The sequence below is a fragment of the Streptomyces sp. NBC_00576 genome, assembly GCF_036345175.1.
Taxonomy (GTDB): Bacteria; Actinomycetota; Actinomycetes; order Streptomycetales; family Streptomycetaceae; genus Streptomyces.
In genome coordinates, this window is record NZ_CP107780.1 from 10,871,095 (window position 1) to 10,892,018 (window position 20,924).

The window sequence follows — 20,924 nt, forward strand, 5'->3', positions numbered from 1 at the left end:
CCTGCACTTTCCGGCTGCAGCGCCGCCTCTGCTTCGGCACCGGTGACGCGCGCCAGCAGACGCCCGCGCTAGCCCGGCAATCGCAGGGTGTCCCGTTCCGGGACTGTCACTCAAATGGGTGATCGGAACGGCGCTGCCCGGAATAGTGCGACAGGCTGTCTGTCTGATCTTCGGTACTTCTGGCTACCTCCACTCCTAACATGGCATCAGGTTCAGGGGGCGAGTCTTGGGGAGGGACCGCGCGGATGAAGGTTCTCAGACCGACGCAGCCGACGAGCGAGCAGCTCACGGTGATCAACAACCACAAGCCGGGAGTCTTCGTCGTGCGGGGCGCCGCCGGCAGCGGCAAGACCACCACGGCCCTGTACCGGCTGAAGTTCACCGTCGGCTTCTGGCAGCGACGACGCCGCGACGGCTTCATCGAGGGCCCCGTCCGGGTCCTGGTCCTCACCTACAACAAGACTTTGCGCGGCTACATTGAGGAACTCACCCAGGAACAGATCAAAGGAAACGACGTCGAGCTGACGATCTCCACCTTCGCCAAGTGGGCCACCGACCGCGTGCCCTACGAGCGGATCCTCCGGGAGCCCGAGCGCAACGGGAAACTGAACGACCTGGCTGCGCCCCTGCCGCTGTCCAACGACTTCGTGCGCTCCGAAGTGGACTACTTCCTGGGCCGCTTCATGCCGGACCGCCTGGCCGAGTATGTCGAGTGCGAGCGTCAGGGCCGTGGCCGTTCCCCGCGCATGCCGACCTCGATGCGCCGTCGGCTGCTGGACGAGGTGATCGTTCCGTTCCAGGAATGGAAGAAGGAGCAGCAGGCCTGGGACTGGGCTGACCTGGCGAACGCCATGGCCGCCAAGCGCGCCGACGACCCGTACCACGTGATCGTCGTCGACGAGGCCCAGGACTTCTCCGCAAACCAGGTCCGTGCCGTCCTCAACCATGTCACCGACGAGCACACGCTCACCTTCGTCCTCGATGCCGCTCAGCGCATCTACCCCCAGCGATTCACCTGGGCCGAGGTCGGCCTGAGCGTGGGGTCGCACAACAGCAAGCTGCTGTCGAAGAACTTCCGCAACACCCGGCAGATCGCCGCCTTCGCGGCCCCGCTGCTGCGCGACGTGGAGACCACGGACGACGCTGCGATCCCGGATCTGTCCTCGTGCGAGGGGGACGGCGACAAGCCCCTGCTGGTCCAGGGCACCTTCACCCAGCAGATGGACCATGTTGTGCAGTTCCTCAACGACCTCGGCCCGGACAACGACGAGTCCGTTGCCATCCTGCACGCAAAGGGCGGCGGCTGGTTCAGTTACGTCGAGACCCGCCTGACCGCCGCTGGCCTCGCCTGGGTCGAGCTCACGCGTAACGGGGAATGGCCCACCGGCCCGGTGAACGTGGCGCTGTCGACCATGCACTCCGCTAAGGGCCTGGAGTTCGACCATGTGATCATCGTCGGACTCAACAGCGAAGTCATGCCGCACGCTACGGAGCCCGGTGACAGCGAACGAGACGCCCACCTGCGCCTGTTGGCCATGTCCGCCGGACGTGCCCGTAAGACGCTGACCATCACCTACAAGCCCACCGAGGCCAGCGACCTCATCGCCTGCATGGACCCGGACACCTACGAGGTGAAGACCGTATGACCGCGGCAGAACCGATCCCGGCCATACCGGGTAGTGAAGGACACCCTGAGGGCATCCACGCGCTCATCCAGGAACGTAAGATCACCGAATTGGTGCACTTCACCACCAACCGTGGCCTGCTCGGCATCCTCGTGCAGCGGCTCTGCAGGGCCCGGGCACTGCTGTCCGAAGACCAGTACCTGGAAAGCATCTACCACCAGAACACCAAGATCCGCAGAGAAGCTCCGCAGTACTGGTCTTATGTGAACCTCAGCATCAGTGAACCCAACCACCGCTTCCTGCGCATCAGCAGTGAAGACTGGTGGGCGAACGAGGACCTGTTCTGGGCAGTCCTCAGCTTCGACCCAGTGATCATGACGCACCCCGGCGTCCTGTTCGCCCCAGGCAACATGGGATACGACGGCATCACCCCCGGGGAGGGCCTACCCGGAGCCGAAGCCCTCTTCGCCGACAGAGTCCCCAAGGGCTTCAGCAAGACGATGCTGCGCCACGACCGAGCGCCTCAACTCCCGACAAATCCCCAGGCCGAAGTGCTCTACCCGCAGGCCGTCTCCACTCAGCACCTGCAGCACATCTACGTCCTCACCGACGAGGACGCAGCGAACGCTGAGGCCATTGTCAGCGCCAGCGGACATGATGAGGTCGACATCTCCGTCGACCCGATCACGTTTGGCAGGTAAGGACTACGGTGAGCGCCATGCAATGGGAGGCAGTACGCGCCTCAGCCCAGTGGGCGGCGTACGGAGACGCACTCGGCTTCATCACCGAACTGACCGACACCGCAGGCGTGCAACGCCGCATCGGACATGATGAAGTCACCACCACCGTCCCCTGGAAAAGGCGCATCGGGGGACGCTACGGACGCGACATGCCCCTGCCAGCGGGCGCGTACTCCGATGACACCCAGCTCCGTCTTGCCACTTCCCGCGCCATCCGCGGAGACGGAGAATTCGACGCCGAGGCATTCGCGAAGATCGAAGTCGTCGCCTGGCAGGCATACGCCCTCGGGGCCGGCCGCGGCACCAAAGCAGCAGCAACCGGCTTGATGCGGGTCGAGGCCAAGTGGTCACAGAACATCTTCGCCACCAAAGCCGCCCGCTACGTCGACATCGGCGGCAACGGCGCCGCCATGCGTATCCAGCCCCACGTCTGGTCCGCACGGGACCTCACCAACTGGGACCACATCACCCGCGACGTCATACGCAACGCAGTCAGCACCCACGGCCACCCCCGAGGCATCCTCGGCGCCGTCCTGCACGCAGTCCTGCTGGCCCACACCCTGGACGCCAACGAACTCCCGGGTCCCAAGCAATGGCGCCCCGCAATCGACTGGCTCGAGCAGGTACCGGACGTCATCGCAAAAGACGACGAACTCGCTTACCTCTGGCTACCCACCTGGACCGACGCCGCTGGCACCGACTTCCGGTCAGCTGCCCTCACGGTCGCGGACGAATGCCGCACAGCCTTCGAAGCCGTTGACTCCGCAACACCTCTTACCCCGGAGACCTACACGGCCCTGGTAGAGCGGCTGGGCGGCTTCGACGATGCCACGCGCGGATCAGGCACAGTCACTACTGTGCTTGCCGCGGTGCTCGCATACGCCTACGCCAGCTCCCCAGAAGCTGCGCTGCTCCTAGCCGCCAACACCCTCGGCTCGGACACGGACACCATTGCCACGATGGCCGGCGCTCTCCTCGGCGCTGTCACAGCAGCTCCTCCACCCGGTGCCGTACAAGACGCCGACGCCATCGACTCTGAAGCCCGCCGCATGTGGGATATCTCCCGAGGACGCGAAACCGCCACGTTCGCCTACCCAGACCTTCTGCGCTGGAGCCCTCCCAAAGCCACACTCGACCTCGTAGGCCACACACCCAACGGGCCGGCTTTGTCCGGCCTAGGAACCCTCACCCCCGTAGGAACTCCAACACCAGGCAATCAAGCCACCTATGTATGGGGCACCTTGCCGTTTGGGCAGAGCGTTCTGGTGCGCGCCAGGCCGGACCTCAGGCCGCTGGATGAACACCTGCTTCCGGGAGACGTCCGCCAACCACGGACTCGGCAATCGGCGGACGCCGCTCCAACCGACCAGCAACTCCTTTTCGACACTCCAACATCTTCAGCCGTCACAACAGACCAGGGCAGGCTGGAGCGTGGGGCCGCGCGGGGAACCTTGAGCGAGCGTGCCCACAGGCCCGGACCCCCGACTCTCGAGGAAATCGTTCAAGGCCTGGCTAGGAACGGCTTCCCTCCAGAGCAGGTGGGCCGTGCGCTGCTTCACCAAATGGGAAGCGGACGATATGGCGTGGAGCGGGCTGCCGCCCTCGCCGGACTCCTCGCCCGTGCCTACCAAAGCGAGCAGGAGCGGCCTGGCTGAACCTACAGCGGGCCAACCCGGTGCTGGGATTGAGGCCGCGGCCTAGTCTGAGGCGGCTGGACCGGGGCCGTCGGGATTGAGGCCGAGACCTGCCAGTAGCTGCTGCTGGGCAGGGTGCAGGAGCGGCCATGCCTGGCGCTGGGCGGTGATCCATCGTGTGGCGCGTGGGGTATCGGGGCGGTATTGCTGCCAGGTGCGGTGCCAGGTGTAGGGCCAGGGTGGGTTCCACCACGGGTCCAGGGCGGTGAGCGCCTCAATGGTGGTGGTGGAGAGAACGCCGGCGCGGGCTTTGCGGCGTTGCTGGCCCAGCCATCTGCCGAGGGGGAAGCCGTCTTGTCGGGTGTGCTTGTCCGGGGTGAGGTGGCCGTGTCGGGCGGCGTAGGCGCGTGCGTGGTCGATTCCGGGGCTGGCGGGGTAGGAGCGTGTGGCCGGGGCGGGTCGTTCGCCTACGACAGCATCGGGTGTGATGCCGAGGGCGGTCAGGAGGTCCTGCTGGCCGGGGTGGAGATGCTCCCAGGACTCCTGCTGGACACGGATCCAGCGGCAAAGGCCTCGTGGGAGGTTCGTGGCCGGTACGCCGTCGGCACCCGTGGCTGCTGTGCGGAGGCGGTGGTAGGCCTGCTGCCATTGCAGGGGCCAGGGCGGATTCCACCACGGATCGATCAGGGTCAGGGCTTCGGCCCGGGTGGGGGAGAGGTGGCCCTGACCGGCGCGTCGTCGTTGCCAGGCCAGCCACTTCCCCAGCGGGAACCCGTCGAGGACGGTGCTGACGGGTGCGGCGATATGGCCGTATTCGGCCGCGTAGGTGCAGGCTTGTGCGAGCGCGGTGTCCAGCAGACCGGGCCCAACGCGGAGAGCCGGTGGTTGGGCGGCTCGGGCTGTCTCGGCGGTGATACCGATCTTGGTCAGCAGGCGGTGCTGCTCGGGGTGGAGTGTGCCGTAGTCGGTGCACTGACGCCTCAGCCAGTCGGCCAGCTCCTTCTCAAGGTCCGCAATGCCGGTGCCACCGCCGTCGGCTGCGGACGCGGACTCTGACCGCTCGCGTACGCGAGTCCAATGGCGTTGCCACTCCAAGGACCAGGTCGGGTTCCACCAGGGGTCGAGCGCTGCGAGGAGCGTGCTGACCGGCCATGTCCCGCCTGTACTGCGATGGTGCTCCCGCGCCTGGTGGCGCTGTTCGCTCAGCCACCGGCCCAGCGGAAACCCCTCAGGACAAGCTTTCAGGGGCGTGGCGAGGTGGCCGTGTGCGGCGGCGTACGTGCGCGCGTGGGCCAGCCCGGGGCCCGTACCGCAGAGCTGGGCGATGATCTCGTGGGGGCAAGCGGCGGCGGTCTCGGTGGTGATGCCGATCTCCGCCAGCAGACGCTGCTGCAGCGGATGCAACTGCTTGTAACCGGTGCACTGTACGGACAGCCACGTGGCCCAGCTGTCACTGCCGTCCGGCCAGCTCCTTTCTGCGGCCCCTTGGTGCCGGTCTCGGGCATGAGCGCGGATCCGGTGCCAGGTGCGCTGCCACGTCAAGGACCACGGCGGGTTCCACCACACGTCGATCGCGTCGAGTACCTGGAGGTGCGCGCCGGGTTCGTCCTGGCGGCGGGTGAGGCAACGCTGGGCAGTGAGCCACTTCCCGAGCAAAAACCCTTGGTACGAGATGTTCTTGGTGGCCAGGGCCAGGCATCCGTGTTCGGCGGCGAAGGCGCGCGCACAGTCAACAGCCTTATCGATGCCTGCTGTCCGGCTCGTTCGGCGCGGGCGTGCACTACCGGCGGCCTGGGCCGTGAGGCCGATGTCGGCCAGCAGACGGCGTTGTTGGGGGTGGAGTGAGCTGTAGTCGGTGCACTGCAGGTACAGCCATTCCCCGGTCAGCATGTGGGTGTCGGGGAAGCCGTCGACGGCGTTGAGGGGGCCGTGGCGTCTGACGTGGTCGCGGGCGCGGTAGTAGGAGCGCTGCCACTTCACCGACCAGGGGATGTTCCACCACAGATCCACCTCCTTGAGGGCGGCGGCCTTTTCTTCAGGCAGGACCAAGGCGTGGGCCTGCTGGTTGTGCACCCATTTCCCCAGGGCGAAGGAACCGACTCGGGTGTCGCGTTGGGTGGCGAGGTGGCCGTGCTGGGCGGCGTAGGTGCGCGCGTGGGCCAGGCCGGCGGCGAAGGCGCCCTCGGCGTGCACGCTGTGACCCCGCAGCCGTTTCTGAGCCGGCAGACCCTCTGTGCCCGCGGTCTTCCGACGCTGGTAGCCCGCGAGAACGTCGGCGAGAGGCCGGGGCCGGAGCGCCAAGGGGACCTGCCACAGCCGCTGTTCGTCGTCTCCACTGCCGCCCTCGGTACGGATGCACTGGTACGTCCAGGCAAACAGCGCTCCGTGGGTACAGCCGGCCAGACGCTCGGTGAGCCACGGTCGCCGCAAGCGATGGCCCAGCTCGCCGGGCACGCAGGGCACATCAGCCAACCGGTAAGGGAGGTGACCACCACCGTCAGCAGCGACACGGAGCCGCCAGGCCCGGCTTGCCAGAAGCGTGGCGAGGGAGACGGTCTCGGGGTAGGTGACCAGATCCCGCGCCAGGATCCGCCACCGCTGCGGATCCTCGCCCGCGGGCATGGCCGCATCCAGCCGCATCGGCCACAGACGTTCCTCGGGCCACTCCTGCGCCCACCACCAGGCTGTGACCGCTTCCGCAACCTCGAACGCCGAACCAGCGACGGGGGAGCGGTGCAGCAGCCTGCGGTGATCCGCCTGCGCCTGGACCACCTCCGGGCATCCGGCCAACCCCACGACACGGCCCCCGCTGCCAGGCACGTTCATCAGCCAGCATCGGTGGCGTGGGCAGACTCGTTGGTGCGCCGCCAGGTACACCCGGGCTGGTGCAACGCGACCGGTCCGCGCAGCCACACAGCCCGGGCACGCCGGACCCCAGGCAGCAACCGTCTCCACCCCGTTGTAGAGCCGCACCGCCGGCCGCTCCTTCGAGGGGCCCAGCGGCTCCTCCCGCGTCCAGGCCGGCAACGCATGGCGTAAGCCCACCTGCGGCACACGACACAGCGCCGCGACCCGGTCCCGGGCCGCGGCGTTCAAGAACACCTCGCTGTCGCCCTGCAGAGCCCGGACGACGCCCTGCTGGCCAGCCACTTCGGTAACCGACGACAGCAGACTCCGCACCGTCAGGCCGTACCTGTCCGCGATCCGCCCCAGGAACGACAGCGTCATCTCACCCTGCAGGGGAGCCACCCGAAAGGCACCCGCGGCCAGCAACAGCGTCCCCACCCGCCCGTCTCTTGTGACAACTATCGTGCTTCGACTCAACAAGTGTGACTGAGCGCTCTAGAGATCTTTAAGGGTGTGGGTTACGTGGGGTCGTGACGGTTGTCGTGGGCTGCGCTATGCCGGAGGGATGAGGTATCCCGATAGCGGAGGGCTGACGGCTGAGGAGCGGGTCCGGCGTGAGCGGGTCCGGTTGGCGGCGGCTGATCTGATCGAGGCCGGGGCCAGTGACGGGGAGGTGGCCCGGCGGTTCAGGGTGACCCGGATGTCGGCGAACCGATGGCGGCGGGCGTTGGCTTCGGGCGGTCGGCAGGCCCTGGTCTCCAAGGGCCCCGGCGGTGCCCGCTGCAAGCTCGATGCGGGTCAACTACGCGGGCTGGAAGCGGTGTTGGACGCCGGCCCGGCCGCTGCCGGCTGGAGCGACCAGTGCTGGACCCTGGCGAGGATCGCCGAGGTCGTGCGCCGCCGGTTCGGCGTCGAGTACACCCTGGCCGGGATGGACCTGCTGCTGCACCGCATCGGCTGGAGCGTGCAGGTTCCCTCCCGCAAGGCCACCGAGCGCGACGAGGAGAAGATCGCTGCCTGGAAGGACGAGCAGTGGCCCGTCATAAAAAGACGGCGGCGGACCTGGGCGCCTGGCTCTGCTTCGAGGACGAAGCCGGCCAGGGCCTGAGGCCGCCCAAAGGCCGAACCTGGGGCCGCCGAGGCCACACACCCGTCGTGCGGGTCACCGCCGCAGGCACCAAACGCGTCTCCATGGCCGCACTGATCTGCACGAAGTCCGGCCATCGGTCCCGGCTGATCTACCGCATCCACCTCGACCGCGGCCCCGCCAAAGGCCGGCGCAAGGGCTTCACCGAGACCGACTACGCCCGTCTGCTGGATGCCGCACACCAGCAGCTCGGCGGCCCGATCGTCCTGGTCTGGGACAACCTGAACACGCACGTCAGCCGCACCATGCGGCAGCTGATCGACGCCTGATTATGGCTGACCGTCTACCAGTTGCCGCCGTATGCACCCGAGTTCAACCCGGTCGAGGGCGTGTGGTCGCACCTGAAACGGTCCCTGGCCAACCTCACCAAACACAGCCTCGACCAGCTCACCACGCTGGTGAAGACCCGGCTCAAACGGATGCAGTACCGACCCCACCTCATCAACGGCCTCATCGCCAAGACCGGCCTCGACTTCCAACCGCCGTAACCTCAGCCATTGAAGATCTCTAGTTGGCGGGTAAGCGTTGGCGGCACGAGCGAGGCCCGGGCGGTGTCCTTCGGGTTCCTCAGCCGTGACGCGGTCGTTGGAACCTGTCCACCAGGCGGTGTCCTGGCGATCCAGAGCGCTGGCGCCAGGTTTAGCCGAAAATGACGACGAACACGATCGCCTAACTGGCCGCGAAGGGCACTGAGCAAGCTAGTACTACAGCCTCAGATCATGTGACTGGTGATCGGTGCTGATCGTTGTCCGGTCATGCTGACGGATGTGAGTGCGGAACACGTTGAGGGGTGGGCGGAGGAACTGGCTGCCCTGACAAGTGGGTTGGGGTATCTGTTCGCCCGGCCGGAGCCGCGGGAGGTGTTCGCCGATCTCATCGAGGGGCTGTTGTCGGACCTGGGCCGAAAGAACGGCTGGACGATGGCGGGGAGGGCCGGACATGCCACCCCGCACCGGATCCAGAAGTTCCTGGGCGAGGCGTCCTGGAGCGCGGAGGGACTGCTGGCCGAGGTGCAGGCTTACGTGGCACGGGAGTTGGGGGATCCGGGCGCGACGCTGGTGCTGGACGACACCCAGGTGATCAAGAAGGGTGACAAGTCCGTCGGGGTCGCCCACCAGCACTGCGGGGCGACCGGTGACGTCCGCAACTGTCAGGTCATGGTGATGCTCACCTACGCCGCCGCGCGCGGCGGCGTAGTGGCTGTGCGCGTGAGTAGTGACACCGCCTGTCGGTCAGCGACGACACCACCCCGCCTCATCGGAGAGCGGTATCGCTGAGTTTTGCCACCACCCTGGTGCTTGCGGTGGGACCATCGAAGTGCACCGCGTGGTGAGGGGGCATGGATGCCGCCGAAGTCCAAAGTTGATCTGTACGCGGCGATCCGTCGTGATTCTCGGGCCGGTCTGTCGAACCGGGCTTTGCAGCACAAGTACGGGGTGGGTTTCCGCACGGTGCAGAAGGCTCTGACCTCGGTCTGGCCGGAGCCGCGCAAGAAGCTTCCGCCGCGCAGGACGCGGCTGGACCCGTACAAGGGGCTGGTCGACGAGATGCTGCGGGCGGATCTCACCGCGCCGCGCAAACAGCAGCACACTGCCAAGCGGATCTTCGACCGGCTGGTTGCCGAGCATGGCGCGGCCGACATCACCTACGGGATCGTCCGCGCCTACGTCGCGGAACGTCGCGAGGAGATACGGATCGCGGCGGGCCGGGGCATCGCGAAGGCGTTCGTGCCGCAGTCCCACCGGCCGGGAGCCGAGGCGGAGGTCGACTTCGGGGATGTGACGATCCGTCTGGCCGGCGAGCAGGTCAAGTGCAGCCTGTTCTCCTTCCGTCTGTCGTACTCCGGCAAGGCGGTGCATCGGGTGTCCGCCTCCGGCGGCCAGGAGGCGTTCTTCGAGGGGCATGTCCACGCTCTCAGCGTGCTGGGCGGGGTGCCGACCGGCAAGGTCCGCTACGACAACCTCAACTCGGCCGTCGCCCAGGTGTTGGGCTTCAACCGGGCCCGGGTGGAGACGGAACGGTGGACCGCGTTCCGCTCGCACTTCGACATCGAGGTCTTCTACTGCCGTCCCGGCATCGAGGGAGCACACGAGAAGGGCGGGGTGGAGGGGCAGATTGGCTACTTCCGCCGCAACCACTTCGTCCCCGTTCCCGTGGTCGGCTCGCTGGCCGAACTGAACGCGATGGTCGACCGCTGGGACGAGGAGGACGACGCCCGGCGGATCCGCTCCCGCCCGCGGACGGTCGGCGAGTACTTCGCCGCGGAACAGCCGTTGCTGAAGCCGTTGCCGACGGAGCCGTTCGAGACGGGCAGGCTGTTCGCGCTGCGGGTGGACCGCTACGGCCAGATCAGCGTCCGCACCAACCACTACTCGGTGCCGGTGCGGCTGATCGGAAGACGGGTGCGCGTGATGCTGCACGCCTCCGAGCTGGTGGTCTACGACGACGGCGTCGAAGTCGCCCGGCACGAACGGCTGATGACCAAGGCTGGGTCCCGACTGGTGCTGGACCACTATCTGGAGGCACTGATCCGCAAACCGGGAGCGCTGCCCGGCTCGACCGCGCTGGAACAGGCCCGCTCGGCGGGGAAGTTCACCCCGGTCCACGACGCCTGGTGGGCAGCGGCCTGCAAGGCCCACGGCGATAGGGACGGCACCCGGGCACTGATCGAGGTCCTGCTGCTGGGCCGGCACATGCCCCACGAGCACCTGGTCGCCGGACTCGCCGCGGCCCTGCGGGCGGGAGCGATGACCTCGGACGCGGTCGCGTTGGAGGCCCGCAAGGCAGCGGAGGCCGACGACACCACCGCTCCGGCGGTGCTGCCGGAAGGGCCGGAGTCCGACCGGTTCGGGCATCCGAAGGTCACCTCCCTGACCGAGCGGAGAATGGCGCACCTGCCGCCGGACACCCGGCCGCTGCCCTCGGTGGCCGTCTACGACCAGTTACTGCGACGACGCCGGCCGGGCGGCCGGCCCCGACCCGAGGGAGAAGAGCCGTGACCGTCAAACGCCACCGTGGCCTGACTGAGCAGGCCGCCGACGCGGCCATCGAGGCATCCTGCAAGGCGCTGCGACTGCCCACGATCCGGGGCCAGTTCGCCGACATCGCCGAAGACGCGGCCAAGGGCCAGATGACCTACCGCGGGTTCCTCGCGGAACTGCTGCTGGCCGAGTGCGACGACCGGGCCCGCCGACGTTCTGAGCGCCGGATCAAGGCCGCCTCTTTTCCCCGGGAAAAGTCTCTGCGGCAATTTGATTTCGACGCCAACCCGAACATCGACCCGGCCGTCATCCACACCCTCGCATCCTGCGAATGGGTGAAAAAGGGCCTGCCGCTCTGCCTCATAGGAGACTCCGGCACCGGGAAGTCCCATCTGCTGATCGCGCTCGGAACCGAGGCCGCGATGGCCGGCTAACGGGTGAAGTACGTCCTGGCCACCAAGCTGGTCAACGAGCTGGTCGAGGCCGCCGACGAGAAGGTCCTGACCAAGACGATCGCCCGCTACGGACGCGTCGATCTCCTCGCGATCGACGAACTCGGATACATGGAACTCGACAAGCGGGGCGCCGAGTTGCTGTTCCAAGTTCTCACCGAACGGGAGGAAAAGAACAGCGTCGCCATCGCCTCCAATGAAAGTTTTGGAGGGTGGACAAAAACGTTTACCGACCCCCGGCTCTGCGCAGCCATTGTCGACCGTCTCACCTTCGGCGGGAACATCATTGAGACCGGCACCGACTCCTTCCGCCTTGCCCAGACCCGAGCCAGGGCCGAGCAGCACTCCGACTGACGATCACAACGGGCTCTCTTCGACAGGAGCCTGTCCTGTCAGGCCCAAAGGAAATCATTCGCTGCCCGAGGCTGGCGCTTCTAGCCTGCATCGGGTGATGAAAGCTGATGACGTGTTGTTCGTCCTGGCCTTGTTGCGGCGGGCGAAGGTGGATGTCTGGGTCGGTGGAGGATGGGGGATCGATGCTCTGCTCGGTGAGCAGACCCGGGACCATCGCGACCTGGACTTGATGCACCGGCAAGACCAGGAAGCCGCTGCGTTGGCGGCCCTCTCGGCGGAAGGTTTCGTGGAGAGCCTGGACTGGAGGCCCATCCGATTCGTCGTGACGGCCCCGGACGGGCGAGAGATTGACCTTCATCCGCTGGTCTTCTCCGACGACGGCTCAGCGGTGCAGGCGTCACCCGATCCGCAGCGTCCTTTCGTCTATCCCTCAGCATGCTTCGTGACGGGGACCGTCCAGGGGACGCCCGTCCCGTGCTTGTCCGCCGAGCAGCAGGTCTACTTCCACCAGGGATACGAACCATCGGAACGCGATCGGCACGACATGGCGCAGCTCCGCCGCACCTTCGGGATCGCCACGCACTTTTGACCCAAGTTGTGGGCCGAGGCTCTTTCGAAGACCGATCAAGGAAGGAGGCCCGAGCAACCCGAGGCGGTGTCAAAACTCGGCTCTGGCAGCGATCACGGGGAGCCGTCACGGCGAGTGATGTTGCCGTTCGATTCGGAGGCGTCGCAGGGCTGTCGGCCGGGAGCCTGCCGGTACTCGGGGTATCCCGGTGCGGGTGTGCGGTCGGCTCGGCTGCTGGATGTGGCCGCCGGGCCCGCGCCGCGGGTTGTTCAGCCCAGCGTGGCCATCAGAGCGGTGGCATACGCATCCAGTCGTTTCTCCACAGCCCGCGTCGTCAGCTCCGTCTTCCCTCAGCGATGTCACGGTGCTGGCTGCTCTCGCTGTCCAACTCGACGGCGAGGCGCCAGATGTCAGCGCCTGACAAAGCAGCAACGTAGTCCAGCCATGCATTGCCTCTGCCGGTGCCGGCAGACCTAGGGGCCTTGGGGGCGGTTTCGCGTCGCGTCCGCTCCTCCGCCTCGAATTCCGCAAACTTCAGCAACATTTCGACCGCGAGTGGCGCAATGTCGGGTCGGCGCAGGAGGTTGCTGGCATACGGCACGAGCTCGGGCCTCATGGTGAGAAACCGCTCGACGGCAATCCGACGTTCTTCGGGGATCTCCGGGAACTGATCACAGACGGGTCGGTCGGAAGCCGGCTCTGGACGATCGACGCTCATTTCGTGCTCCTCACCAACCTTGCCCGATCCGGCACATCGATCTTGTCATTGTCCACACCGCTGGCCATCGCCACCAGAGCCGTCATGCTGCCGCTGGCCCCCAACCACCGCCACATTGCGCTCCGCCACCACGAAGGTCCCAATTCAGGACGGCCCACGGGGCCAAAAACAAGACACCTGATCTTCACCAATCACCCCAGCACTGGGGGAGGTTGGAGATTCTGGCAGTGGTCGCGGGGAGTCGTCACGGTCGGTTACTGAAGCAGGATCAGCTTTCGGAGTAGTTCGAATTCGGCACGCCCGTATAGCTGCCTTTTGATTTTTTTGATGCGATTGACGGCACCTTCCGTGCCGCCGGAGCTCCAGGACAGGGTGAGGCCGGCGGTGACGGCGTCGAAGTCGCTGTTCATGCTGCGGGCGTAGCCGGTCAGTCCGGGCAGGTCGTCCCGGACGACGGCGTCGATCCAGTCGGGGAGCAGGGTTCCGAGGTGACAGGTGAGGATCTCGCCGAAGTCGCGGATGTGCTGGTGAGCGGCCTCCAGTTCGGGGCATCGGGCCAGGATCGACTTGAGGTGCTGATGTTCTTCTTCACTGAGCGTGGTGGGGTGGCGGGTGAGCCAGCCGGTGACCCTCCGGACGCTGGGTGGTGCGGGCGCCGGGGTGCCGGCCTTGGGCCGGAAGGCCGCGAGGTAGTCGCGGACGGAGGCGTATCCGTCGGGGTAGCCCTGTTCGGTGATCTCGCGGTGCAGGGCGATGGCGTTCGTGCACCCTTGTGACCATCGGCGTTGCAAGTAGGGCTTGTAGGGATCGAGCTTGCTCGGCCGCAGTGGCATCCCGACGATCATGTCCTGCCAGCGTGCGGCGTGCGCGTACCTCAACACCGTTTTCCGGCCCCACCCAAGATGCCGGGCGATCGCGCGGAGGCTGTGTCCCTGCGCGATCAGCTCGTGGACCTGGGCGTGAGCGGCCCGCTTGCGTTCCGCGCGCGGTCCGGTGGGATCCGCCGCCACCGCAGGCTCGGTGCCGTCCGCCGGTATCGGGGCCGGTTCTTGCAGGCAGGAGCGGTGGGCGCCGACGGTCTTCTCCACGGCCCGGCCGAGGCCCTGCCAGAGGTGGAAGCGGTCGGCGACCTGGACCGCTTCCGGGGCGCCGAGCCGGGAGCCCTCCGCGTAAGCCCCAGCCCTGTCCCGGCAGATGACCTCCACGCCCGGGTGCGCGGTGAGCCAGTCGGCCAGCGGTCCTGCCTCGCGGCCCGGGAGCACGTCGATGACTTGGTGCGTCTCACCATCGGTAATCACCGTCGCGTACCGGACACCGCGGCGGGTGGCGAAATCATCGACACCGAGGACCCGCGGGGTGTCGTGGAGCGGGTCAGGCATCGCCCGGACGCGGTTCAGCAGCCCCATTCGCCCCGCGGTCAGCCCCAGGGCAGTAGCCATCCTGGACCCGGCGCGGCCCGCCAAGGCGAGCGCGACTCGGTCCAGGAGCTCGCCGAGCCGGTCAGTGCACCGCGCGTACGGGCTGGTCAGCCCCGATATCTGCTCAGCGAATGTGCGCTGGGAGCAAGCCGGATCGACGCACACGAAGCGTCGCACGGACAGTAGGATCCGTACGGCGTGCCCGGCCAGCGGAAGATCCTGCAGCTGTCGCTCATAGCGGTCGTGCACCCGTGCCGACGCCCGGCCGCAGGACGGACACACGCCTTCACCACTCCGGCCGGCCAGCCGCACCATCAGTCCACTCACCCCGTGCACTGCGGCGGTGATCAGCACCTCGACGCCCTCGAACAGCACGTCCTGCCAGGAGATCTCGTCGTGGTCCATGTCCTGGGCATCGCCCCGGACGGTACGAAACAGCTCGCACTCACCACACCTGATGGAGCGCCACATATGGCGATTCGGGCTGAGGCGCGCCCCGGCGTGCAGTCCGGAATCGAACAGCCCCTTCACCGACCGTGACGGCTCCCCGTGATCGCTGCCAGAGCCCAAAACTCACCGACATTATCGAACCCACGGAGCAGGAACCGCTGTCAGAACTCATCGACGCACGCTGTTCCAAGTCATCGACAAAGCCATCCAGCACCGCCGTCCGACCGCCTCCCGGATCTCCTCCACCGAGCCGACGTCGCGTACATCGGGCCAGGCCCGCGGATCCATCCGCGCGACCTCCACGAGCGCCATCACCTCCCGTCGGGCCGGGTCGTCCGGCAACTGCGCCATGACCTCCACCGCGAGTTCCTCCACCACCACGCCGTACCGCATCCCGCACACCCCCGTGGTCGATTCGGGCAGCAGCGTACGGAGGAACCGCCGACCGCGTTCCGGCCTGTGGATAAACCCGGATCGGGGAGGCCCAGGCACCGGACGGCGGCGAGGGGTACATGTACCGCATGGCGCGTGAACGGGTGCGATGGCCGGCTGAGAAACCCAAGGCCCGTCGCCACGGAGAGAGTGGCACGGCGTCATAGCGGGCCACGGGCGACCGGGATCGAGCAGGCCGACTGGAGGCCGGTGCCCGCTCAGTCTGACGTGTGGTTCAAAAGGCCGAGTCCTAGCTGGCTTGGACTGTGCAGCCGCGTGTTCCGATGCCTGATGGTGGTGATTAGCCCAGCCTCGCGGAGGGTGGTGGCGTGTTCGCTGGCGCTGGATGCGGCCAGCCCCGTGAAGGCAGCTAGTTCCTTGGTTGAGCAGCCTGGGTGCTCGGCAACGGCGGCAAGCACAGCAGCTCGTGTGTGTCCGAGCAGCGCTGCGACTGGGGCGGTGACTCGCCTGGGGGCGGCCTTGGGCGTGAAGGAGGTCAACCGGCGCAAGGGCTGGTCGTAACTGGCTGGGTAGGTGACGGCGGGCTGGGGCTCAGCGTCGTAGTGGATAACAGGGCTTGTCAGCAGCACCGAGGGCATGAGCAGCAGACCTCGGCCTCCCAGGTGCAGGTCGTATTCGTTGTCGTCCCTCGGCGTGGGTATCTCCAGTATCGGAGCCTTCCAGCGCATATATTGCGGATTGACCTGGCGGAGTAATGACTCCACGCCCCCGTGCAGCATCTGCCGCATTCGCACCGACCTATCGGCGACGAAGGCGTCAACTATCTCTGACCAGTAAGGAGCGAGGAGTACCTCGTAGAGGGCGCTGAGGCCATCACAAACCTCCCCAAGGAAGGCTGAGTCGGTGAGGCGGGGCGTCAGAGGCGGGACTGCGGACGGACTGTGTCGAGGGAGGATCGTAGTCAGCGCCGTGCGAATCTGACTGACCGGTGTCGCACGTACCTGCTCGACGAGTTCCTCCGGGGCGCCGGCCCTGGGCGCACCAATGAAAGTTGGTGACCAACCCACACGGGGAATGAAGTCCAGGGCCAGGCGTGCCGTAGGGGACAGTTGCGCGAGCGAGTGTCGACGCCAGCCGCTCAGTCGAGCCAGCTGATTGCGATCTTGCAAGGCTCGTGCAGCCGCCTTCAGCTCCGCAAGCGGCATCGGCGAATCAGCCACCTTCGTGCGCGCCAAGTCCTCAGCCGTGAAGTGAATACGAAAGACCACGGTCTCCCCCAAAGCTGTGAGGCACAGGCCTGATGATCTTTCCGCTGTGGCGTTGTTCGGTCTAGGCCGAATCAGGTCGCGGCTCCGGCCACCGACAGCTCAATCTGGAGCAGGGGGGAAGCGGTGGTGCTGGTGGTCCGAGGCCACCAGCACCATGTCCTCCTCGCAATAAGAGCATGCACAGCACCCGGTTGATCCCGGGGCAGCGCCACCACACTCAACCACGATGACTACGGGGAACCCACATGACCATCACCGCAACACGGAAGCGCATCGCCACAGCCCTCGGCGCCACCCTGGCCGTCGGCGCCCTCGCCCTGAGCGCGTCCCCAGCCTCGGCAGCCAAGTCCGATGGCTACGTCCGCGGCTACGATTCCTACAAGGGCGACTGGAGCGACGAGGGAGAGCTGCAATTTGACGCCGGCGCGTGGTACGACGACAACAACGCCGTCTGCCTGTGGCAGAAGATCCTCTGGGCTGAGGGCGCGGACGAAACGGACGGCTCGAACTTCGATGCTTCTGACGTCGACGGCCAGTTCGGCCCGAACACCCGTGGGGCAACGGAGAATCTGCAGGATCACTGGAACCTAGGCGTCGACGGGGTCGTGGGTGGCGGAACCTTCGGCCGCGCCGACGACGAGCTCAAGGTGACGGGCGGCAGCGAGGCCAGGGGCGAGCAGCTCAACATGACGTACTACGGAGACCTTCACAGCTTCTCCGTGGTGCGCAACAGCGAGGGGAAGTACTCCTTCAGGGACGGGGACGACATCTGGCGCATCGCCGGCTACGGATACCGGACCTGCAGCTGACGCTCGTTCCTTTACCCCCGTAATCCGCCGGGGGGCAGGGAGGTTCCGCGCAACCTGCAGCAGGTCATGGGCGCTGACAGCCCCTGGCCGAACTTCAAAAGGACAGACTCCCAGAGTCCGGCAGTTACAGACTCCGGGAACTGACTGGTGCCCGTATCGGACGTAGCCGGTACGGGCCCTGACGTGTAACTGGTCACCTCCCCCAGTGACGCTTGAGGCGTCCACGGGAGCCAGCACCTCGCCGACCCGCGAGCAGGCGATGGCCCACTCCCGCCATTCCCGCTCGGCCACGGCCAACTCGGCCTGGACGCGATCGGCCTCTTCCCTCAGCCCGTCCACGCGACGGCGGGCGGCGACCTCGCGCTGTTCCAACAACCCCACGACCGACGGCATCCACGACCTCCTGTGCGACATCCCGTGAGTTCCTCTGAGCCTCGTTGAGTCCCCGCCCCCGTGGCCAGGGGGTTCTTCCTCCTTCGAGTGCTCTGTGGTCGCGTGACGTAACTTCGGGATTCTTGAAGCGTTCTCACCGTGTCCGACCGATCCGCAGTCGGGCCGAAGGTGAGGGGGCTCGGGTTGGGGGCGCTGGCAGTTGTACGGGACCTGCGCGAGCACTGGGCGCCCGCGTCGGCGGAGGAACTAGAGAGATTCGAGACCGACGCGCTGTCCGGGTTTGTCCTCGCACGCGCCTCGGCAGGACTGGCGGACGGCACGATCCGCGGGGATGTCGGACACCTGGACCAGATCAGAACCTGGTTCGGCCGACCGCTGTGGGATATGGAGCCGGCCGACGCTGACGCGTACTTCGGGAAGGTGCTGCGTGGCTCGCCGAGCGGCACCCGGCTGGCCCGGTCCCAGGCGCTGAGCACGTACTTCATGTTCCTGGAGCTGCGGCACAAGGTCGAACTGCACCGGATGACCGGCCGGGTCATCGAGTGCCCGATCGACGAGATGAACAAGCCGCGCGGCGCGAAGGACGCCCAACTGCGGATTCCACCGAGCGAGCCGGAGGTCGGGGCGCTCTTCACCGGCTGGGGCGGTGAGCTGGCCACCTGCCGCAAGTTCGCCCCTACCGCCAGGAACTACACCGCCTCGAAGCTGCTGTCCCAGGTCGGCCTGCGAGTGAGCGAGGCATGCGGGCTCGACCTGGATGACATCAAGTGGGACCTGGGCCGCTTCGGCAAACTCCACGTCCGCCATGGCAAGGGCGCCCGCGGATCGGGCCCACGCGAACGGATGGTCCCGCTGATCAACGGCGCCGACCGAACCCTTCGGTGGTTCATCGAGGATGTCTGGGGCCAGTTCGACGACGACCACACCCGCCCCGGCACCCCGCTGTTTCCCTCCGAGCGCAAGAACGCCGACGGTTCCTCACGTCGGGTGGGCGACGATGCCCTGCGCAATGGGCTCAAGGACGCGGCCAAAGTGCACCTGCCCGGGTGGGGCGAGAAGCTGACACCGCACGTCCTGCGACATTTCTGCGCGTCCCAACTCTACGGAAGCGGACTGGACTTGCTCGCAATCCAGGAGGTTTTGGGACACTCGTGGATCGCCACCACGATGCGATACATCCACGTCCAGCAGACCCGGGTCGAGGACGCCTGGGTCGCCGGGATGGAACGGGCCGCGAAGCGGTTGGAAGGACTGGTCTGATGAGGTGGAACCTGCGGCTGACCGCCGCGAACAAAGGGGTCTGGAAGGCTTCCGAGCTCCAGCGGAACCTGGCCGAGCACGGCTTGGTGATCTCGGCGGGGAAGATGTCGGGCCTGTGGTCCGGGCAGCCCGTCTCGCTCAAGCTGGAGGACCTGGACGTCATCTGCGTCGTCCTCGGCTGCGAGATCAGCGACCTGCTGATCCCCGAGCCGGAAAAGGTCGGCCGCCCGGAGCAGGCGGAGACGGAACGAGCGGCAGTCGGCGCGGGGACTGCCACACCGGCAGTGATCCCCAAGCGCCGGGATGGCCGATCCCTCCCGCCGGCCTGACGCCGCCACGGTGAGCAAGATCCGCGACAACAAGCCTGCGGCCTCCTGCGTGGGCTGCTTCGCCTGGGGGCAGCTGCCCGGCCGGTTCTGCCGGGCCTGCTACACCTACGGCCAGCTCAACCCGCCTGGCACATGTACTGTCTGCCGTCGCGAGGTTCCCGTCCACGACGGCCGCTGCCGGCTCTGCCGGGCCCAGGCCAGCTGGGCCGTCAAGGCTGCGGGCGTCAACGGCGAGGCCGCCGCACTGGCGATCTTCCTACGGCGGGTGAAGCACCAACAGCTCTTCTTCGCGGGCCTGCAGCGGCCTCGCAATGGCGGACCGCCCGTCGGCAAGCAGGGGCGTCGCGTCCTTAGACGTCATCTCAATTGGTGGATGACTGTGTAGATAGTCGCTGGCAGACGTGCTGTGGTGGCGGTTGAATGCCTTGGTGAGCGACTACTGGACACCCGCGCATCACGCGGTCGAGCACGAGGATGCCGAGACCCTGGCCCGGTTGCTGGCCCACGGTACCGATCCTGATGAGGCCTTCAGCAACATGACGCTGCTGACGCACGCGATCGACGCCGAGGGCGACGGCTCCCTGCAGAGCGGCCAACCGTTGACCGTGCACACCACTGCCGTGCTGCTGGCCTTCGGGGCTGACCCGGAGCTCGCCGATCCAGACGGTCGCACCCCCATGGACATCGCCAAGCACTACGGCCACGACCTGGCGGTGAAACTGCTGCGGACCCACATCAGCGGCCGAGCCGCCGGTAACAGATGAGGGTGCAGGCGATGCTCGTGAAAGCGAGGAAATGCTCGGCCTTGCGCTCATAACGACGGTGGAGACGGCGGCAGCCGGCGAGCCAGGACATGGTGCGTTCGATCGTCCAACGGTGACGTCCCAACCGCTGGGAGCTCTCAACTCCCTTGCGGGCGATACGGTGCCGGATGCCTCGGCTGCTTAACCATCGCCGCAGGTGGGCATAGTCGTAGCCCTTGTCGGCATGAAGCTTGTCGGGCTTGCGACGTCGGGGTCCCCGGCGGGAGCGGACCGGCGGTATGCCCTTCACGAGCGGGATCAGGGCCTGGCTGTCATGGACGTTGGCACCCGATATTCCCACGGACAGGGGCAGACCGGTCCGCTCCGTGATCAAGTGGATCTTTGAGCCGTACTTGCCCCGGTCGACAGGATTCGGACCTGTCAGGTCCCCCTTTTCAGGGCGCGCATGTTCACTGAGTCGATCGCACACCGAGACCAGTCCAGGTCACCGCGGGAGCCGAGTTCGTCAAGGACAAGGCGGTGGAGCTTCGCCCAGACCCTGGCCTTCGTCCACTCGGTGAAGCGGCGGTGAGCCGTCGCGCCGGACGGCCCGAAGGACGCGGCCGGCAACTGCTGCCAGGTGCAACCGGACGTTGCCACGAACACGATGGCAGCCAGCACTTCACGGTCACCGTGCCGCCGCCGACCACCGCCCTGAGGCCGTGAGGGCGCCTCCGGAACCACCCGCTGAAACAGCGCCCACAACTCGTCCGGCACCAGCCGCTCAACGATCCC

Annotated in this window: 18 protein-coding genes and 3 pseudogenes; 14 read left to right on the forward strand and 7 right to left on the reverse strand. The window is 67.0% G+C overall.

Features of this window, described 5'->3' with window-relative positions:
- Positions 1–245: 245 nt before the first annotated feature.
- Genes OG734_RS47265 through OG734_RS47275 form a run of 3 tightly spaced genes read left to right on the forward strand, consistent with a single transcriptional unit; the run spans position 246 to position 4,020 of the window.
- Positions 246–1,646, forward strand: a complete 1,401-nt coding sequence (locus OG734_RS47265) for a 3'-5' exonuclease (RefSeq protein ID WP_330285414.1) — start codon at positions 246–248, stop codon at positions 1,644–1,646.
- Entirely contained in the window at positions 1,643–2,326 is a 684-nt protein-coding gene (locus OG734_RS47270) for a DarT ssDNA thymidine ADP-ribosyltransferase family protein (protein ID WP_330285413.1), read from the forward strand. The genes OG734_RS47265 and OG734_RS47270 overlap by 4 nt, the downstream gene beginning before the upstream one ends.
- A gap of 17 nt (positions 2,327–2,343) precedes the next feature.
- Positions 2,344–4,020, forward strand: coding sequence for an ADP-ribosylglycohydrolase family protein (locus OG734_RS47275; RefSeq protein ID WP_330293514.1), 1,677 nt, complete (start codon positions 2,344–2,346; stop codon positions 4,018–4,020).
- Positions 4,021–4,062: 42 nt separating this feature from the next.
- On the opposite strand, the gene OG734_RS47280 is transcribed toward OG734_RS47275, so the two are convergent.
- Both OG734_RS47280 and OG734_RS48290 read right to left on the reverse strand, forming a co-directional pair.
- Complete coding sequence (locus OG734_RS47280; protein WP_330285412.1) at positions 4,063–6,795, reverse strand: helicase associated domain-containing protein; 2,733 nt, start codon at positions 6,793–6,795, stop codon at positions 4,063–4,065.
- Positions 6,796–6,837: 42 nt separating this feature from the next.
- Positions 6,838–7,284, reverse strand: a pseudogene (locus OG734_RS48290) (TniQ family protein); the annotation flags it as partial.
- A gap of 127 nt (positions 7,285–7,411) precedes the next feature.
- Between OG734_RS48290 and OG734_RS48295 the strand changes: the two are divergent.
- The 5 genes and pseudogenes from OG734_RS48295 to OG734_RS47315 all read left to right on the forward strand — a co-directional run bounded on the left by OG734_RS48295 (position 7,412) and on the right by OG734_RS47315 (position 12,369).
- Positions 7,412–8,481, forward strand: a pseudogene (locus OG734_RS48295) (IS630 family transposase).
- A gap of 279 nt (positions 8,482–8,760) precedes the next feature.
- The gene (locus OG734_RS47300) at positions 8,761–9,270 is read left to right on the forward strand and encodes a transposase (protein ID WP_330285408.1); all 510 of its coding nucleotides are present in this window, start codon (positions 8,761–8,763) and stop codon (positions 9,268–9,270) included.
- A gap of 66 nt (positions 9,271–9,336) precedes the next feature.
- Positions 9,337–10,992, forward strand: coding sequence for an IS21 family transposase (gene istA, locus OG734_RS47305; protein WP_330285407.1), 1,656 nt, complete (start codon positions 9,337–9,339; stop codon positions 10,990–10,992).
- Positions 10,989–11,780, forward strand: a pseudogene (gene istB, locus OG734_RS47310) (IS21-like element helper ATPase IstB). The gene istA and the pseudogene istB overlap by 4 nt, the downstream one beginning before the upstream one ends.
- Before the next feature lie 97 nt (positions 11,781–11,877).
- Complete coding sequence (locus OG734_RS47315) at positions 11,878–12,369, forward strand: nucleotidyltransferase domain-containing protein (protein ID WP_330285406.1); 492 nt, start codon at positions 11,878–11,880, stop codon at positions 12,367–12,369.
- A gap of 313 nt (positions 12,370–12,682) precedes the next feature.
- Here the strand turns inward: OG734_RS47315 and OG734_RS47320 are convergent, their stop codons facing one another.
- The 4 genes from OG734_RS47320 to OG734_RS47335 all read right to left on the reverse strand — a co-directional run bounded on the left by OG734_RS47320 (position 12,683) and on the right by OG734_RS47335 (position 16,595).
- On the reverse strand, positions 12,683–13,066 hold the full coding sequence (locus OG734_RS47320) for a hypothetical protein (protein ID WP_330285405.1): 384 nt from the start codon (positions 13,064–13,066) through the stop codon (positions 12,683–12,685).
- 254 nt (positions 13,067–13,320) lie between these two features.
- The gene (locus OG734_RS47325; RefSeq protein WP_330285404.1) at positions 13,321–14,889 is read right to left on the reverse strand and encodes an ISL3 family transposase; all 1,569 of its coding nucleotides are present in this window, start codon (positions 14,887–14,889) and stop codon (positions 13,321–13,323) included.
- A gap of 213 nt (positions 14,890–15,102) precedes the next feature.
- Positions 15,103–15,327 carry a hypothetical protein gene (locus tag OG734_RS47330; protein WP_330285403.1) on the reverse strand — a complete coding sequence of 75 codons (225 nt, stop codon included), beginning with the start codon at positions 15,325–15,327 and terminating at the stop codon, positions 15,103–15,105.
- Between the two features lie 257 nt (positions 15,328–15,584).
- Positions 15,585–16,595, reverse strand: a complete 1,011-nt coding sequence (locus OG734_RS47335) for a winged helix-turn-helix domain-containing protein (protein ID WP_330285402.1) — start codon at positions 16,593–16,595, stop codon at positions 15,585–15,587.
- A gap of 245 nt (positions 16,596–16,840) precedes the next feature.
- On the opposite strand from OG734_RS47335, the gene OG734_RS47340 reads away from it, so the two are divergent.
- The 6 genes from OG734_RS47340 (at position 16,841) to OG734_RS47365 (ending at position 20,150) form a co-directional block, all read left to right on the forward strand.
- Positions 16,841–17,404 (forward strand): peptidoglycan-binding protein, encoded by a 564-nt coding sequence (locus tag OG734_RS47340; protein WP_330285401.1) that lies wholly within the window; start codon positions 16,841–16,843, stop codon positions 17,402–17,404.
- Between the two features lie 205 nt (positions 17,405–17,609).
- Complete coding sequence (locus OG734_RS47345) at positions 17,610–17,825, forward strand: hypothetical protein (RefSeq protein WP_330294032.1); 216 nt, start codon at positions 17,610–17,612, stop codon at positions 17,823–17,825.
- Between the two features lie 110 nt (positions 17,826–17,935).
- Positions 17,936–19,057: a tyrosine-type recombinase/integrase gene (locus tag OG734_RS47350; protein WP_330285400.1), complete on the forward strand. Its 1,122-nt coding sequence runs from the start codon at positions 17,936–17,938 to the stop codon at positions 19,055–19,057.
- Positions 19,057–19,386, forward strand: coding sequence for a helix-turn-helix domain-containing protein (locus tag OG734_RS47355; RefSeq protein ID WP_330285399.1), 330 nt, complete (start codon positions 19,057–19,059; stop codon positions 19,384–19,386). The genes OG734_RS47350 and OG734_RS47355 overlap by 1 nt, the downstream gene beginning before the upstream one ends.
- 10 nt (positions 19,387–19,396) lie before the next feature.
- A complete protein-coding gene (locus OG734_RS47360; protein ID WP_330285398.1) occupies positions 19,397–19,771 on the forward strand; it encodes a hypothetical protein in 375 nt (124 codons plus the stop codon).
- 43 nt (positions 19,772–19,814) lie between these two features.
- Positions 19,815–20,150 carry an ankyrin repeat domain-containing protein gene (locus OG734_RS47365; RefSeq protein ID WP_330285397.1) on the forward strand — a complete coding sequence of 112 codons (336 nt, stop codon included), beginning with the start codon at positions 19,815–19,817 and terminating at the stop codon, positions 20,148–20,150.
- On the opposite strand, the gene OG734_RS47370 is transcribed toward OG734_RS47365, so the two are convergent.
- Positions 20,122–20,921 (reverse strand): IS5 family transposase gene (locus tag OG734_RS47370; RefSeq protein WP_199820873.1). Its coding sequence is split into 2 segments (ribosomal slippage): positions 20,122–20,582 and positions 20,582–20,921, totalling 801 coding nucleotides; the frame shifts between segments, so codons are not numbered across the junction. The two genes, OG734_RS47365 and OG734_RS47370, sit on opposite strands and share 29 nt — an antisense overlap.
- Positions 20,922–20,924: the final 3 nt, after the last annotated feature.

Excerpts from the sequence above, each read along its gene's own strand:
- OG734_RS47265 (WP_330285414.1), top strand. The coding sequence starts at position 246 with ATGAAGGTTCTCAGACCGACGCAGCCGACGAGCGAGCAGCTCACGGTG.
- OG734_RS47270 (WP_330285413.1), top strand. The coding sequence starts at position 1,643 with ATGACCGCGGCAGAACCGATCCCGGCCATACCGGGTAGTGAAGGACAC.
- OG734_RS47275 (WP_330293514.1), top strand. The coding sequence starts at position 2,344 with ATGCAATGGGAGGCAGTACGCGCCTCAGCCCAGTGGGCGGCGTACGGA.
- istA (WP_330285407.1), top strand. The coding sequence starts at position 9,337 with ATGCCGCCGAAGTCCAAAGTTGATCTGTACGCGGCGATCCGTCGTGAT.
- OG734_RS47315 (WP_330285406.1), top strand. The coding sequence starts at position 11,878 with ATGAAAGCTGATGACGTGTTGTTCGTCCTGGCCTTGTTGCGGCGGGCG.
- OG734_RS47320 (WP_330285405.1), bottom strand. The coding sequence starts at position 13,066 with ATGAGCGTCGATCGTCCAGAGCCGGCTTCCGACCGACCCGTCTGTGAT.
- OG734_RS47325 (WP_330285404.1), bottom strand. The coding sequence starts at position 14,889 with ATGGACCACGACGAGATCTCCTGGCAGGACGTGCTGTTCGAGGGCGTC.
- OG734_RS47330 (WP_330285403.1), bottom strand. The coding sequence starts at position 15,327 with ATGCGGTACGGCGTGGTGGTGGAGGAACTCGCGGTGGAGGTCATGGCG.
- OG734_RS47340 (WP_330285401.1), top strand. The coding sequence starts at position 16,841 with ATGACCATCACCGCAACACGGAAGCGCATCGCCACAGCCCTCGGCGCC.
- OG734_RS47355 (WP_330285399.1), top strand. The coding sequence starts at position 19,057 with ATGAGGTGGAACCTGCGGCTGACCGCCGCGAACAAAGGGGTCTGGAAG.